The organism is Bradyrhizobium sp. S69, from assembly GCF_009766005.1.
Classification (GTDB): domain Bacteria; phylum Pseudomonadota; class Alphaproteobacteria; order Rhizobiales; family Xanthobacteraceae; genus Bradyrhizobium.
Map to the genome: position 1 here is coordinate 94,454 of NZ_LMUK01000046.1, position 16,380 is coordinate 110,833.

Annotated in this window: 10 protein-coding genes; 2 read left to right on the top strand and 8 right to left on the bottom strand. The window is 62.1% G+C overall.

Features of this window, described 5'->3' with window-relative positions; all coding sequences use genetic code 11:
* Position 1: 1 nt before the first annotated feature.
* The 3 genes from glgB to GSQ88_RS25225 are packed head-to-tail and all read right to left on the bottom strand — an operon-like array spanning position 2 to position 7,412.
* Positions 2 to 2,149 carry a 1,4-alpha-glucan branching protein GlgB gene (gene glgB / locus GSQ88_RS25215; RefSeq protein ID WP_159010484.1) on the bottom strand — a complete coding sequence of 716 codons (2,148 nt, stop codon included), beginning with the start codon at positions 2,147 to 2,149 and terminating at the stop codon, positions 2 to 4.
* Positions 2,146 to 5,445 (bottom strand): maltose alpha-D-glucosyltransferase, encoded by a 3,300-nt coding sequence (treS, locus tag GSQ88_RS25220; RefSeq protein WP_159010485.1) that lies wholly within the window; start codon positions 5,443 to 5,445, stop codon positions 2,146 to 2,148. Before treS ends, glgB begins: the two co-directional genes overlap by 4 nt.
* Before the next feature lie 11 nt (positions 5,446 to 5,456).
* Positions 5,457 to 7,412, bottom strand: a complete 1,956-nt coding sequence (locus tag GSQ88_RS25225; protein ID WP_159010486.1) for an alpha-1,4-glucan--maltose-1-phosphate maltosyltransferase — start codon at positions 7,410 to 7,412, stop codon at positions 5,457 to 5,459.
* A 232-nt stretch (positions 7,413 to 7,644) separates the two neighbouring features.
* Between GSQ88_RS25225 and malQ the strand changes: the two genes are divergently transcribed.
* A complete protein-coding gene (gene malQ, locus GSQ88_RS25230; protein ID WP_159010487.1) occupies positions 7,645 to 9,594 on the top strand; it encodes a 4-alpha-glucanotransferase in 1,950 nt (649 codons plus the stop codon).
* Between the two features lie 27 nt (positions 9,595 to 9,621).
* Entirely contained in the window at positions 9,622 to 11,415 is a 1,794-nt protein-coding gene (locus GSQ88_RS25235; protein ID WP_159010488.1) for a glycoside hydrolase family 15 protein, read from the top strand.
* Positions 11,416 to 11,644: 229 nt separating this feature from the next.
* Here GSQ88_RS25235 and GSQ88_RS25240 read toward each other — a convergent pair whose 3' ends face one another.
* The 5 genes from GSQ88_RS25240 to gnd are packed head-to-tail and all read right to left on the bottom strand — an operon-like array spanning position 11,645 to position 16,249.
* The gene (locus GSQ88_RS25240) at positions 11,645 to 12,457 is read right to left on the bottom strand and encodes an HAD family hydrolase (RefSeq protein ID WP_159010489.1); all 813 of its coding nucleotides are present in this window, start codon (positions 12,455 to 12,457) and stop codon (positions 11,645 to 11,647) included.
* Positions 12,454 to 12,972 carry a gluconokinase gene (locus tag GSQ88_RS25245; protein ID WP_159010953.1) on the bottom strand — a complete coding sequence of 173 codons (519 nt, stop codon included), beginning with the start codon at positions 12,970 to 12,972 and terminating at the stop codon, positions 12,454 to 12,456. Before GSQ88_RS25245 ends, GSQ88_RS25240 begins: the two co-directional genes overlap by 4 nt.
* A 34-nt stretch (positions 12,973 to 13,006) precedes the next feature.
* A complete protein-coding gene (gene pgl / locus GSQ88_RS25250; RefSeq protein ID WP_159010490.1) occupies positions 13,007 to 13,750 on the bottom strand; it encodes a 6-phosphogluconolactonase in 744 nt (247 codons plus the stop codon).
* Positions 13,751 to 13,754: 4 nt separating this feature from the next.
* Positions 13,755 to 15,266 (bottom strand): glucose-6-phosphate dehydrogenase, encoded by a 1,512-nt coding sequence (gene zwf, locus GSQ88_RS25255; protein WP_159010491.1) that lies wholly within the window; start codon positions 15,264 to 15,266, stop codon positions 13,755 to 13,757.
* A 5-nt stretch (positions 15,267 to 15,271) separates the two neighbouring features.
* Entirely contained in the window at positions 15,272 to 16,249 is a 978-nt protein-coding gene (gnd, locus tag GSQ88_RS25260; RefSeq protein ID WP_159010492.1) for a phosphogluconate dehydrogenase (NAD(+)-dependent, decarboxylating), read from the bottom strand.
* Positions 16,250 to 16,380 lie beyond the last annotated feature (131 nt).

The following is a 16,380-nucleotide window of genomic DNA, read 5'->3' on the forward strand; positions in this document are numbered from 1 at the left end:
GCTAGCCTTCAGGTACAAGAAATATGGCGGCCAGAGGCGGGATGGTGAGATGGAGTTCGGGCACCAGGCCGTCTTTGGTCTGGACCTCGCCGATATTGCCGACATTGCTGCCGCCGTAATGCTCGGAGTCCGAATTGAGAACCTCGCGCCATTTGCCGGCGAACGGCACCCGAACGCGGTAGTTGCGATATACATTTGGCGAGAAATTCACGACCACCAGGCATCGCGCGCGGGCATCGTTGCCCTTGCGAAGCCAGGCGAACACGTTGCCGCCGGCATCGTCGGTGATGAGCCATTCGAAGCCCAAGGGATCGCAATCTATCTCGTGCAAGGCGGGCAGGGTGCGATACAGCGTGTTGAGATCGCGGATCAGGTTCTGGATGCCGGCATGGCTCTTTTGATCGAGCAGATGCCAGTCGAGCGAGTGATCATGGTCCCATTCGCGCTCCTGGGCGAACTCGCAGCCCATGAACATCAGCTTCTTGCCGGGATGTCCGAACATGAAGCCGTAATAGGCGCGCAAATTGGCAAAACGCTGCCAGTTGTCGCCGGGCATCCGTCCCAGGATCGAGCGCTTGCCGTGCACGACTTCGTCGTGCGACAGCGGCAGGATGAAGTTTTCCGAAAACGCGTAGTGCAGCCCGAACAGGATGTCGCCGTGCTGATGCTTGCGATAGATCGGATCCTTGCTGATGTAATTCAGCGTGTCGTGCATCCAGCCCATATTCCATTTATAGCCGAAGCCGAGCCCGCCGAATTCGACCGGCCGCGACACCTGCGGCCAAGCGGTGGATTCTTCCGCGGCGGTCGTGGCCTGCGGAAAGCGGGCGAACAGTTCGGTGTTGAAGCGGCGCAGGAAATCGACGGCTTCGAGGTTTTCCCGGCCGCCATGTTTGTTCGGAATCCAGCCGCCGGCGGGCCGGCTGTAATCGAGATAGAGCATCGAGGCGACCGCATCGACGCGCAGCCCATCGATGGCATAGCGCTCCAGCCAGAACAGCGCATTCGAAACCAGGAAGTTCACGACTTCGGTGCGACCGTAATTATAGATCAGCGTGCCCCAATCGAGGTGTCGGCCCTGCAACGGGTTGGCATGCTCGTACAGCGCGGTGCCGTCGAAACGGCCGAGGCCATGCGGATCGTCGGGGAAATGGCCGGGCACCCAATCCAGCAAAACGCCGATGCCTTCGCGGTGGCAGGCATCGATCAGCGTGGAAAAATCCTCCGGGCTGCCGAACCGGCTGGTCGGCGCGTACAGGCCGGTCGGCTGATAGCCCCAGGAGCCGTCGAACGGATGCTCGTTGATCGGCAGAAACTCGACATGGGTGAAGCCGAGATCGCGGACATAACGCGGCAACTGCTCGGCGAGCTCGCGATAGGTCAGCCACTCGTTGTTGCCCTTGCGCCGCCAGGAGCCGAGATGGATCTCGTAGATCGACATCGGCGCACTCAGCGCGTTGATATTCGCCGGCGCAGGGCGCGGATGCGGCAGTTTGGTCTCATCGAGCACGATCGAAGCGGTGCTGGGGCGCATCTCGGCGGCAAAGGCCATCGGGTCGGACTTCAGCGGCAATTTCTGGCCCTGCCGTCCCACGATATTGAATTTATAGCGGTCGCCGGCGATGGCGCGCGGGATAAACAGCTCCCAATAGCCGCTGCCGCGCACCCGCATCGGATGGCGGCGCGCATCCCAGAAATTGAAGTCGCCGACCACGCTGACCAGTCGCGCATTGGGGGCAAGCACCACAAAAGCCACGCCATCGACGCCGTCGAGCGTCATCGGATGGGCGCCGAGCTTGTCGTACAGCCGCTGATGGGTGCCTTCGCCGAGCAAATACAGGTCGAAGTCGCTCAACACCGGCGGAAAGCGGTAGGGATCCTCGAGATCCACCACGTTGTCGCCGAAGCGGGCGCGCAATTGATACCGCGTCGAGCCATTGGGCAGCGCGCCGACAAACAGGCCGGCATCATGGATACGGTCGAGCCGTGCGGTTTCGCCGTGCTCGCCGACCGCTTCGACATTCGAGGCCTCGGGCAGGAACGCGCGCACGACCTTGCGGTCCCCTTCGGTATGCAGGCCGAGGTAGTGGAACGGATCGGAGTGGCGGCCTTCGATGATCGCGTAGGCCTCGGCGGGTAGCTTGGTCATGAGGTCTCGCTGTTGTCTTGGGACAATATTCGAAGCATGCCGGTGACCGGAACGCGCAGCCAATCGGGACGGTGAGCCAGTTCATATTCGATTTCGTAGAAGGCTTTTTCGATCAGGAAGAAATTCAGAACCCGTTCGGCATCTTGCGGATCGGCGGGCCACAGCTTTTGATTGGTCATGGCCTCGCGATAGGCGGCGAGAAATGCCGCGCTGGCGCGATCGCGCCATTCCGCCAGCGCCGCGGCCAGCCTGCCCTGTTCGTCGGGCGTCGCCTTGAGCCCGCGTTCCAGCGCCGCGGTCGCCGAATAATCGATCGAACGGATCAGGCCAGCGACGTCGCGCGCCGCCGGCGCTTTGCGCCGCCGCTCGCTGTGCGGACGGCGGGGCTCGCCCTCGAAATCGATGATGAAGATATCGTCCTTGACGATCAGCATCTGGCCGAGATGGAAATCGCCATGGACGCGAATGTTCAGGCTTTCGAGGCTGCGCGGCAGCAGCGCCTTCAGGCGATCCGGCAGAACCGCGCGCAGCGCCATGACCTGATCGATCAGCGTGCGATCGGCTTCCTTGAAGATATCGCGGCGGTGCGAGAGCGTGTCGAACACGCGTTCGGCGCGGGACAGCACATCATCGATCCAGCGCTGCGCATCTTCGGGCTTGAACGGCTCCGGCGCGAAATCGGCGATGTCCCTGTTACTTGCGAGCGCCACATGCATCTCGGCAATACGTCGTCCGGTCTGCGACATGTAGCGCAGATAGGCGACCTGGTCGTCGCTTTCGCTCGGATGCTCGCTGGCGGCGACCAGGCGCTGCTCGTCGACAAAGCGGTCGAGATAGGCCGCGGTCACGGTCCAGCCATCGCCCTGGTTCTCGACAAAGGCATGAATGATCCCGATCGCGCTTTTCTTGTCGCCTTCCGCCAGCTCGACACTGCCGAGCAGCGCCGGCGTATTGGCGAAGCCCGCGACCTCGGTGAGGAAGCGTCCCATCTCGATCTCGGGATTGATGCCGGGTTCGAGCTTGCGGTACATCTTGACCACGTAATCGCTGTCCACCAGCGCGGTGCTGTTGGACTGTTCGGTCTCGACGGCGCGGATACGCTCGGGCAGCCGGACCGGCTTGTCGGAGAATTTGCTCGTCGGGTTGAATTCGAGGCGCAGGCCGTTTTCCTCGACAATCAGCGAATGGCGCAGATTGCGCAGCAACAATGCGATGAAGATCTGGTCGGTCGCCACATCCAGCAAGGTGCCTTCGCGCGCGCCCTGACGCACGGCGGCGAAGGCGCGCGGGTTGTAGCGTTCACGGTCGAAGCGCACCCACTCGATCTGCATCGGCAGCACGTAGCGCACCGTCGCGCCGCGCTGGGTGGTCTCGAAAAACGCCAGCCAGGGCCGGTTGTCCCCGATGTCGCAGAATGGAATGGCATTGACCAGCGTCGGCGAGATCGATTGCGGAGAACGTTCGGGATACCAGCGCGTGCGCGCCAGATGTCCGGGCAACACGTCGCGTTCGAACACCCCGCGGGTGCGCGCCAGCGATACCCAGGTGGCGCCGAGCGGCACCACCAGCGTTTCGAATTCGGGCACCGCCGAGGGGGTGACCGGTTGCGATTTGTCCGGCTCCTGAAGCTGGAACCAGTAGAAACCATAGGGCGCCAGCGTGATCATGTAGGGCAGTTCGCCGATCGTCGGGAATGAGGTGCGCCCGAGCATCTCCAGCGGGACGCGTCCCTTCCACGCCGACAGATCGAGCTCGGTGGCTTGTGCCGAGCGCGACAAATTGGCGACGCACAGGATCACCTCGCCTTCATACTGCCTGACATAGGACAATACCGAGCGGTTGAGTGGCCGGATGAATGTCATGGTGCCGCGGCCGAACGCCAAGGTCGACTTGCGCACCGAGATCAGCCGCTTGGTGGCGCTCAACAGCGACGACAGGCTGCGCGACTGGGCCTCGACATTGACCGATTCATAGCCGTAGACCGGATCCATGATGGTCGGCGCATAGAGCCGCGCCGGATCGGCGCGGGAAAAGCCGCCATTGCGGTCCGGGCTCCATTGCATCGGCGTGCGCACGCCGTTGCGGTCGCCCAGATAGATGTTGTCGCCCATGCCAATCTCGTCGCCATAATAGATGATCGGCGTGCCCGGGAACGACAGCAGCATCGAGTTCATCAGCTCGATCTTGCGCCGGTCGTTGTCCATCAGCGGCGCCAGGCGCCGGCGGATGCCGACATTGATGCGGGCGCGCGGATCGTTGGCGTAGGTCGACCACAGATAATCGCGCTCGACGTCGGTGACCATCTCCAGCGTCAGTTCGTCATGGTTGCGCAGGAACAGCGCCCACTGGCAATTGGCGGGGATGTCCGGCGTCTGGCGCAGGATGTCGGTGATCGGAAACCGGTCTTCCTGCGCGATCGCCATGTAAATCCGCGGCATCAGCGGAAAATGGTAGGCCATCTGGCATTCGTCGCCGCGGCCGAAATATTCCTGCACGTCCTCGGGCCACTGATTGGCCTCCGCCAGCAGCACCTTGCCCTTGGAATAGGCATCGAGCTCGCCACGCAGCTTTTTGATGATGGCGTGGGTTTCCGGCAGGTTTTCGTTGTTGGTGCCGTCGCGCTCGCACAGATAGGGAATGGCATCGAGCCGGAAGCCGTCGACGCCGGTGTCGAGCCAGCGCTTCATCACCTGGACCAGCGCACTGACCACCCGCGGATTGTCGAAATTCAGGTCGGGCTGGTGCGAGAAGAAGCGGTGCCAGTAGAACTGGCCGGCTTCCGGATCCCAGGTCCAGTTCGACTTTTCGGTATCCGTGAAGATGATCCGCGTGCCCTGGTATTTCTGGTCTGTGTCGCTCCAGACATACCAGTTGCGCGCGCTCGATTTCGGGTCGCTGCGGCGGGCGCGCTTGAACCAGTCGTGCTGATCGGAGGTGTGATTGATGACGAGCTCGGTGATGACCTTGAGACCGCGCTTCTTGGCCTCGACGATGAAGCGACGGAAATCCTTCATCGTACCGAAGTCGGGATTGATGTCGCCATAATCGGCGATGTCATAGCCGTCATCGCGGCCGGGCGACGGGTAGAACGGCAGCAGCCACAGCGCGGTGACGCCGAGCTCCTGCAGATAGTCGAGCTTTTCGGTCAGGCCCGCGAAATCGCCGATGCCGTCATTGTTGCTGTCGGCGAAGGCCTTGACGTGGAGCTGATAGATGATCGCATCCTTGTACCACAGCTCATCCACGGCGTCGGTCAACGGCAATTCCTTGGTGTCGATGGAGGACATCACATTCATGGCGTTGTTTCTCACGCCAGGCAGCGAAACAGCAAAGCCGGATCGCGTGCCGGATCGATTCGCAAATGGATGCCGCCCCATTCGACCGGATGCCGCTCGCCCGTGATCAGGTTTTCTACGGCGGCGACATTGCGGCGGTCGCCGGTCATGCCGACCTGGACGTCACCGAGCGGAAGCCAGAATTCGTGAGGGTCGCGCGACAGCGCGATGGCGACGACAACGCTATTGGTTTGATTGACGGATTCCTTGACGAAGCCGATCACATTGCTGTCCTCGACCGCAATGAAACGCAGGTTCGCGGTCTGTTGCAGGGCGGCGTTTTGCCGGCGGGCTCGGTTGAGATCGCTGATATAGGGCTTGATGTTGTCAGGCTTGTTCCAGTCACGCGTCTTGATCTCGTATTTCTCGGAATCGAGATATTCTTCCTTGCCGGGAATAGGTTCATGCTCCAGCAGTTCGAACCCGTTATAGATGCCGTAGGTGCTCGACAGCGTGGCGGCAAGTGCTGCGCGGGATTTGAACATCCAGGCTTCACCGCCTTGCAGGTGAAACGGCAGGATGTCCGGCGTGTTGACAAAGAAATTCGGGCGATAGAAATCACGCTCCGGATAGCCGGTCAGTTCGTTCAAATATTGTTCCAGCTCCCACTTCTGCGTTCGCCAGGTGAAGTAGGTGTAGGATTGCGTGAAGCCGAGTTTGGCCAGGCCCTTCATCAGCTTTGGCCGCGTGAACGCCTCGGCCAGGAAGATCACGTCGGGATGGCGAAGCTGCACTTGATGGATCAGCCATTCCCAGAACGGAAACGGCTTGGTGTGGGGATTGTCGACGCGGAAGATGCTGACGCCCTGCTCGACCCAGAACAGCACGACGTCGCGCAAGGCGTTCCACAGCGCGCCGGAATCCTCCGATGAAAAATCGGGATTGACGATGTCTTCATACTTCTTGGGCGGATTTTCCGCATAGCGCATCGAGCCATCGGGCCGGCGCTTGAACCATTGCGGGTGCTGCTTGAGCCAGGGGTGGTCGAGCGAACACTGGACCGCGAAATCGAGTGCTACTTCCATGTCGAGCGCCTTGCAGGCCGCGACAAACTCCCGGAAATCCTCCAGCGTGCCCAGTTGCGGATGCACCGCATCGTGTCCGCCTTCGGCGGCGCCGATGGCATAGGGACTGCCGGGATCGCCGTCGAGCGCCGTTGGCGTGTTGTTGCGACCCTTGCGGTTGGTATGACCGATTGGGTGGATCGGCGTGAAATAGACCACGTCGAAACCCATCGCTCCGACATCCGAAAGCCGCGCGATGCAATCCTTGAAGGTGCCATGCTGGCCCGGGGTCTGGCTCTGGCTGCGCGGCACCATCTCGTACCAGGCGCCGGAGCGCGCCCGCGGGCGGTCGGCGACAAACGGAAATAGCTGCGATCGGGTCAAATCGGACCGCAACTGGCTCTCGGCCATCGCGTTCTGCAATTCCTCAGTCAGGAGCGGGCCAGCTTCGCCGGTTTGAAGAAAATCCTCGCATTGCCGCAGGATCACCGCGGCCGCGGCCTGGCCGCCGGCCTGCGCCTTGGTCAGCATGCCCGCGCCTTCGATGGCGTCGAGGGTGAGGTCGGCACCGGCTTTCTGCTTCAATTCGAAGCCGTGCCGCCAGGTCGCGAATTCGTCGGTCCATGCCTCGACGGCATAGACATAGCGTCCCGGCTGCTCGGGGACGAACCAGCCGCCCCATCGGTCATTGGCGTGGTGGATCATCGGCGCGCGGCGCCATTCGCGATCCTGCTCCAGACGCCAGACCAGCGCGCAGTCGATCAAATCGTGGCCGTCGCGATAGATATCCGCCCAGACTTCGACGCGTTCGCCTGCGATACGCTTCACGGGAAAGCGACCGCCATCGATCTGCGGGTAAATATCTTCGATATGGAAAGCACCGCCTGCTGCGGCGCTCTCGACAGTTTGAGCGGTTTTGTTCACGGTGATGCCACTGACTTGTAGGTGATGTCTTCGGAGATGAAGTCTTTGGAGATGACGTCCCGTTTCGTTTCTCGGAAAAGAGACGCTTTCGACCTATATACAAAGCCGCTCGACGGGCATTGGTTCCCGTGGAACGGGCCGGACAGCAGAGAGTTAAACACGGCTATCCTCTTCTTGCATCTAGAGAATTTCGTGACGTTCCCCGCCCCTTGCCGTGCAAACAGCGTGCCGAATGAACCTTTTTACCAAAGCTGCAGGCCTCGGAATTCAGACCGAATTTATCGATGGGCAGGGTCACCGGCGTGTGACGGATGAGGCCGCCCTCAGGATTATCCTCGATGCGTTGCCGGTCGAATTGCCGCAGCGGCTGCTCGACCAGCCGGTGGTGGTGGTCCGCGCCGGCCGGCCCTCGCGGACCGCGCTCGGGCAGGCTGCCACGTTTCCGGCGCGCTGGAAAATCGTTGCAGGTCTTAAGGTTATCGCGGAGGGGCATACCCGGGACGGTGTGATCGACTGGCCGGCGGATTTGCCCATCGGCAGCTGGCGGCTGAATCTGACCGACGCCGCCTCGGTAACGGAAGAAACACTCCTGATTGTGACGCCGCCGCGGGCATTCGATGGCGATTTCGACCGCTGCTGGCTGTTGGCGGTCCAGCTTTACGGCGTCCGTTCGGCGCGAAACTGGGGCATCGGCGATTTCACCGATCTGGAGGACCTGATCGGGCTGGCAGCCGAACTGGGAGCCGACGGGGTCGGGCTCAACCCGCTGCACGCGCTGTTCGACGATCACCCGGCCGATTGCAGCCCCTATTCGCCGAACAGCCGGTTGTTTCTCAATCCGCTCTATATCGACGTGGCAAAGCTGGCCGGCGTTACGCTTCCCGGCGCCAATGCCATGGCCCGGCTCGGACGAAGCGAGATCGTCGATTATCCCGCGGTCGCCAAACTGAAATGGAAGGCGCTGCGTGCGGCATTTGCGGCATTCAAGGCCGATCCGGCCGCCGCAAGCCGGCAGGATTTTGAGCAATTTCGCGACGAACGCGCGCCCTTATTGTCGCGCTTCGCCTGCTTCGAGGCGTTGCGGCATAAATTCGACACCGCGTGGTGGGAATGGCCGAAACAATGGCGCGCGCCCGACGATGCGGCTTGCGCGCGGCTGCGCGAAGGGCCGGACGCCACGGAAATCGAGTTCGTCGAATTCACTCAATGGATCGCCGACCGGCAATTGAGCGCCTGCCAAACCCTCGCGCGCAAGCTCGGCATGAAGGTCGGGCTCTATCTCGATGTCGCGGTCGGCGTGCAGGCGGGCGGGTTCGACGCCTGGAACGAGCAGGCGGCGATCTCGCGCTTTCTTTCCGTCGGCGCGCCGCCGGATCCCCTGAATACCGTGGGCCAGAACTGGGGCCTCGCCGGGTTCAACGCCGCCGGTCTCAAGCTGAAATCCTTCGAGCCGTTCCGGGAAATGCTTCGGGCTTCGATGCGCTATGCCGGCGCGATCCGGCTCGATCACGTCATGGGCCTGAAGCGGCTTTATCTGGTGCCGCACGGATTTGCCGCCGACAACGGCGCCTATGTGCAGATGCCGTTCGAAGCGCTGTTGGCCGCGACCGCGCAAGAAAGCATCGCGCATCGCTGCGTGGTGATCGGCGAGGATCTCGGCACGGTGCCGGAAGGCTTTCGCGAGGAGACGGCGGATTGGGGCATCTGGTCGTATCAGGTGATGATGTTCGAGCGCGACGAGGTGAGTGCATTCCGCGGCATCGATTATTATTCAGCCAATGCGCTCGTCACCTTCAATACCCATGATCTTTCGACCTATGCGGGGTGGCGCGGGTTCAGCGACCTCAAGCTGAAGCGTTCGCTCGGGATCGATCCCGGCGAAAGCGACGATTCACGCTGGCACGCGCTGAGCATGTTGAACGATATTCTGCGTCGTCACGGCATCGATGGCCACGACATCTATGCGGTCGCGGGATTCCTGGCGCGCACCAAATCGCGCCTGCTCACGATATCGCTGGACGATCTGTTGGGGGTGGTCGACCAGGCCAACATTCCCGGCACCAGGGACGAACATCCGAACTGGCGGCGGCGGTTGCCGCTGCCGATCGACCAGATATCCGGCGCGATTGACGTTTCCGCGCTCAAGACCGCGATGCATGGTCGGACGCGCGCCATTACCTGAAGCGCATCATTCAACCGAGGATCGGCATTGCCTTGCAAAATTGAAGACTATGGCCTGATCGGCGATTGCGAGACCGCGGCGCTGGTCGGGCGCGACGGTTCGATCGACTGGCTGTGCTGGCCGACATTCGATGCCGATGCCTGTTTCGCCGCCATCCTGGGTAACGAACAGCACGGGCGCTGGAAGATCGCGCCGGCGGAAGCCGGCAGCAAGATCTCGCGCCGCTACTGGGGCAATTCGCTGATCCTGGAAACGCGCTTCGAGACCAAAGACGGCACGGTTGCCGTGATCGATTTCATGCCGCCGCGCGGCAAGGCCTCCGACATCGTCAGGCTGGTGCGCGGTATCAACGGCCGGGTCAAGCTGCGGATGGAGCTTGTGATGCGTTTCGGCTTCGGTACCGATATTCCCTGGGTCAAGAAAAACGAGGACGGCACCGGACTACTCGCGATTTGCGGGCAGGACATGGCGGTGTTGCGTACACCGGTCGAGACCCGCGGCGAGGACATGACGTCGGTCGCGGATTTCGAGGTCGGGGAGGGCGAAACCGTGCCTTTCACGCTGACCTACGGGCCTTCGCATCTGGCGGTGCCGGACGCGATCGATCCCGAGGCAGCCCTTAAAGACACCGAGGATTACTGGAAAGAATGGGCCAGCCGCTGCACCTACAAAGGCGATGCCCCGGATCTCGTGATGCGGTCGCTGATCACGCTGAAGGCGCTGACCTTTGCGCCGACCGGCGGCATCGTCGCGGCGCCGACCACGTCGTTGCCGGAGAAGCTCGGTGGCGCCCGCAATTGGGATTATCGCTATTGTTGGGTGCGCGACGCTACCTTCACGCTGCTGGTGCTGATGAACAGCGGTTACACCGAGGAAGCCCTGGCCTGGCACAGTTGGCTGTTGCGGGCAGTCGCCGGCGCGCCGGCGCACATGCAGATCATGTACGGCATCATGGGTCAGCGCCGGCTGCTGGAATGGGAAGCGGATTGGTTGCCTGGTTATGAAGGCGCACGCCCGGTTCGGGTCGGCAACGCTGCGCATGCCCAGTTGCAGCTCGATGTCTATGGCGAACTGATGGACGCGTTTCACCAGGCGCGGGTGGCGAAACTCGAGCTCGACGAAACCACCTGGGAAGTCGAATGCAAGGTGCTGGAGCATCTCGAGGAGATATGGAGCTTGCCGGATAGCGGCATCTGGGAACGGCGCGGCGGCGACCAGCACTATGTCCTGTCGAAAGTAATGACATGGGTGGCGTTCGATCGCGCCGTCAAGAGCGCCGAAAAGTTCGGCCTCGACGGGCCGGTCGATCGATGGAAGCGATTGCGCGACATCATCCATCGCGACGTTTGCGAGAAAGGCTTTGACCGCGAGCAGAACAGCTTCGTGCAATTTTATGGATCGAAATTGCTCGATGCCAGCATCCTGTTGCTGCCGGGGGTTGGTTTCCTGTCCGGCGACGACCCGCGGGTACTTGGCACCTTGGCGGCGATCGAGCAGCACATGATGCGCGACGGCTTCGTGCTGCGGCACGATCCTCGTGAAGTTTCCGAGGAATTGCAGCCGGTCGAAGGCGCGTTCCTGGCTTGCAGCTTCTGGATGGCGGACGCCTATGTCTTGTCAGGCCAGGTCGCCAAGGCGCAAGAATTGTTCGACCGCGTGGTTGCGATCGCAAATGATGTGGGATTGCTCGCGGAAGAATACGATTCCGGCGCCAAGCGCCAGACCGGCAATTTCCCGCAGGCCCTGACGCATATCGCGCTGATCTACACCGCGCATAATCTCAGCGACGCCAAGAAGCCGGCGGTGCAGCGCTCGGAGTAGGGATTTCTGGTCGTCCGGGCGCAGGAGGTCGTGAAGCAATCACCGACGTCATCCTGAGGAGCTGCGTCTTCGCCGCGTCTCGAAGGATGGCCGCGAGTCGCTGCGTTGTGTCCATCCTTCGAGACGCGGGCAAGGGCGCGCTCCTCACGGATGAACGCAATTGCGTTCATCCCGGGGATGACGGCCGAGGTAACCTCATAGGCTCGCTCGCCGGGACGACAATAGTTTGTTACTTGGTCGCATTATTCTTCATCACGATATCGACCGCGCCGGCAAAGCCTTCGTCCTGGTTCGATGCTGTCGCATGGGTGGCCTGGCGCTTGATGTCATCGGTGGCATTGCCCATCGCGATCGACAGGCCGCTGACCCGGAACATCGCGAGATCGTTGTGCATGTCGCCCACCGTGGCGACGGCGTCGGTCGAAATCCCCAACCGCTTGGCCATCGCTTGCACGAAGGTGCCCTTGTCGTGGCCGGGCGGCGTGATGTCGAGATAATAGCTCTGCGAGCGGGCCACGGTGGCCTGTGTTCCCATCGCCTTCTGCATCTCGGCCTCGCAGCGCTGCAGCAGCACGGCATCGGAGGAGGAGCCGACAATCTTGCAGGCGTCCGCCAGATAGGGCGCGAAATCGTCGATGATGACGGGATCGGTCTTGATGGTGCGTTTTTCGAACGGATTGTATTCGGCGTCGGCGTTGCTCGTCAGCCATTTGTCATGCGTGAACAGCCAGATGTCGACGCCGAACTCTTTCAGGAGATCGATGCTGCGTTGAGCCGCCGCCGCCGGGATCAGATGTTGCTCGATCGGGGTCATCTTTGGGTCGGAGATCGAACTGCCGTTGAAGGAGCCGAACGGCAGGGTGATCCCGAGCGGCTCGACCAAAAAGCGCATGCCGATGGTCGGCCGACTCGAAACGAGGGTGAAGCCGACGCCGGAATCTTCCAACTGCCGGACCGCGGCTGCGGCCTTTTCGGTCAGGACCTTGTCCTTGGTCAACAGCGTGCCGTCGACGTCGGAAACCACGAGGGCGATGCGGGTCATGGGCGGTTCCTGCTGATGGCGGCGTTGCCGGCCGGGGTTAGTCGGAGCTGATGCACGATATCATCGACGACGGCTTCGATCGACGCATCGATCGAGACCGTCACCGGATTCTCGTCGCTGCCCGGCGGCTCGAGCGTCCTGAACTGGCTGGGCAGCAAATCCGGCGGCATGAAATGGCCCGTTCGCTTGGCAAGCCGCTCGGCGATCAATTGCTGGGTGCCGTCGAGGTAGACGATCCGAACATCACGGCGGCCATGCACCAGGATATCGCGATAGGCGCGCTTCAACGCCGAGCAGGCGATCACGACATGTCCGCCAGCCCTGTAGACCCGGTCGATCTCGGCTGCGATCGCGCGCAGCCAGGGCCAGCGGTCGTCGTCGGTGAGCGGTTGTCCGGCGTGCATCTTCGAAATGTTGCTGGCCGGATGGAATTGATCGCCGTCCTCGAAGGTCCAGCCGATTCGGTTGGCCAGGTGCTCCGCGATCGTGCTCTTGCCCGATCCGGACACGCCCATCACGACCAGCGCGCATGGCGCAGCAAATGCGGCCTCACTCACGGTAATTCTCTGGCAGCGCCGCCTTGTCCAATAGCCAGATCGTCTCGCCTTGCGAATGCGCGCGATTGGCCGGCAGGTCTTCGCCGGCAAACACCCGGGTCAGGATCGCGCGCTTGCCCGAACCGCTGGCCTCGAACAGCATTTCGCGGCACGAACCCAGCGTCGGCAACGTCAGCGATACCCGCGGCACGAACGGTTCGACATTCGCCTTCGGCACTTCGGTGACCCAACGCGTGGTCTCCTCGACGGCGGGATAGCCGGGGAATAGCGAGGCGGTATGGCCGTCCGGCCCGACGCCGAGCAACACCACGTCGAACAACGGTCGCTCCCGGGTCAACATGTCCGCGCCGTAGAACGATTTCAATTCGCTCTCATAGCGGCGCGCGGCCTCGGCGGGATCGGCGCTGTCGACCGGTATCGGATGGACATTGGCAGGCGGCGCGCATTGATCCAGAAACGCCTTGCGGGCCATCGCGATGTTGCTGTGGGGATCGCCCGCGGGGACAAAACGCTCGTCACCAATGAACCAGTGTACGCGGTCCCACGGGATTTTCGGCCGGTAGGCCTCGGTCGCGAGCAGTTCGAATAATTGCTTCGGGCTCGATCCGCCGGAGAGGCAGATCGCGACGCGGCCGCCATTGGCCGCGATCCTGGCGATGATGCGCTCGGCGGCGGTTTTTGCCTGTGCCGCCGGATCGGCGACGACAACGATACGGCGATTTTGGTTCGCTGCCATATGCTCAGCCAAGCTGCCGCCAACTGCGGCCGTCGCGGGTCATCAACGCTTCCGCTTCCTCGGGGCCTTCGCTGCCGGCCCGGTAGGTCTTGAGCCCCCGGGCGCCGGCCTTCTTCCAGGCATCGAGGAACGGCTGCACCGCCTGCCAGCCGGCCTCGACGCTGTCGGCGCGCTGGAACAGGATGTTGTCGCCGATCATGCAGTCATAGATCAGCGTCTCGTAACCGGTCGATGGCTCGACCTTGAAGTAATCCTTGTAGCGAAATTTCATTTCGACGCCGTCGATGTTGATGGTCGGACCCGGCACCTTGGTGTTGAATTCCAGCGTGATGTCTTCGGTCGGCTCGGTCGAGATCACGAGAAAATTTTGCGACAACCGATTGACCGGCGTCTCGCTGAACATCGCGAACGGCGCCTGCTTGAACTTGATCGCGATCTCGGTTCGCTTGACCCCAAGCGCCTTGCCGGTGCGCAGATAAAACGGCACACCGGCCCAACGCCAATTGTCGATCGTCAGCTTCAATGCCGCATAGGTTTCCGTCGTGCTCTCCGGCTTGACGTCTTCCGTCCTGCGATAATCCTCGATATCGATGTTACCGACTTTGCCGCTGACATACTGGCCGCGCACGGAGTTATGCAAGGCATCGGCCTCGCTCTGGGTCTGGATCGCCGCCAGCACTTCCGCCTTTTCCGAGCGCACCGAATGGGCGTTGAATTTGGCCGGCGGCTCCATCGCGACCAGTGACAGCAACTGGAACAGATGGTTCGGCACCATATCGCGCAGCGCGCCGGTGGCGTCGTAGAAGCTGCCGCGATGGCCGACGCCGAGCTTCTCGTCGACGGTGATCTGGATGTGGTCGATATGGTTTCGATTCCAGATCGGCTCGAACATACCGTTGGCAAAGCGCAGCACCAGGATGTTCTGCACGGTTTCCTTGCCGAGGTAGTGATCGATCCGATAGATCTGGTGCTCGTCGACCAGTTGCAGCAACGCGTCGTTCAGTTCTTTCGCCGACGCGAGATCGGTGCCGAACGGCTTTTCCACCACCAGCCGGCGCCAGGCGCCGTTTTCCTTCAGCATGCCGGCCCGGCCGAGTTCCTTGCTGATCGGCTGGAACGCGTTGGGCGGTGTTGCCAGATAGAACAGGCGGTTGCCGCCGGTCTTGCGGGACTCTTCGAGTTCGTCGAGCTGCTTGCTCATTTTATCGAATGACGCGGGATCGCTGGGATCCGCCTCGATGCAGGTGACGCATTGGAACAGGTGATCGGCAATCTTGTCGTCGACTTTCTGGGTCGCGAATTGGCGCAGGCCCGTCATCAGGCTGTCGCGCAGATCGTCGTTCGACATCGCCTTGCGGGCGACGCCGACCACGCAGAAATTATCCGGCAGCAAGTCGTTGACGGCGAGATTATACAGCGCCGGCACCACCAGCCGATGCGCGAGGTCGCCGGTGACGCCGAAGATGACAAAGGAGCAGGGGTCGGGTTTCTTCTGGGCCGTCTTGCTGGTCGCCATGCGGTTCAGGCCTTCGGCTCTTTATGGCCGCCGAAACCGGCGCGCATCGCGGAGAGGATCTTTTCGGCGAACGTATGCTCCTTGCGCGAGCGGAAGCGGGCGTAGAGCGCCGCGGTCAATACCTCCGCCGGCACCGCTTCGTCGATCGCCGCGTTGACCGTCCAGCGGCCCTCGCCGGAATCTTCCACGAAGCCGGAATATTCGTCCAGCGTGTGGTTCTCCGCGAGCGCGGACGAAGTGAGGTCGAGCAGCCAGGATGGGATCACGCTGCCGCGCCGCCAGACTTCGGCGATGTCGGCGATGTCGAGATCGAAGCGGTGAGCCTCGGGCAGCGCGTCGATATTGGCGTTCTTCAAGATATCAAAACCCTCGCCATAGGCCTGCATCAGGCCATATTCGATGCCGTTATGGACCATCTTGACGAAATGGCCGGCGCCGACCGGGCCGGCGTGAATGTAGCCCTGCTCGATCCTGGGATCGCGCCCTTCGCGGCCCTTGGTGCGCTCGATATCGCCGACCCCGGGCGCCAGTGTCTTGAAGATCGGGTCGAGCCGGTCGACCACCGCCTTGTCGCCGCCGATCATCATGCAATAGCCGCGATCGATGCCCCAGACGCCGCCGGAGGTGCCGACGTCGACATAATGGATGCCTTTTTCCTTCAGCGTCCTGCCGCGGCGAACATCGTCCTGCCAGAAGGTGTTGCCGCCATCGATGATGACGTCGCCGGGCTCCATTAGTTTTGCCAAGGCCTCGATCGTCATCTCGGTGATCTTGCCCGCCGGCAGCATCACCCAGGCGGTGCGCGGCTTCTCCAGCTTCTTGACGAAATCCTCCAACGCCGCCGCGCCGACCGCGCCATCGGCCCCGATGGCGGCGACCGCCTTCGGATCCTTGTCGTAGACCACTGTCGTGTGTCCGTGCCGCATCAGCCGCCGCACTATATTGCCGCCCATCCGGCCGAGACCGATCATGCCAAGCTGCATTTTTGAAATCCCTAGTTAAGAAGTGCGACAAGAAGTGACGATGTATTTTCAGGCGGCGCGCTCCCTCTCCCATGGGGAGAGGGGCGGGGTGAGGGGGGACGCCCTATCGTTAGGTTGCAACCCCTCACCCG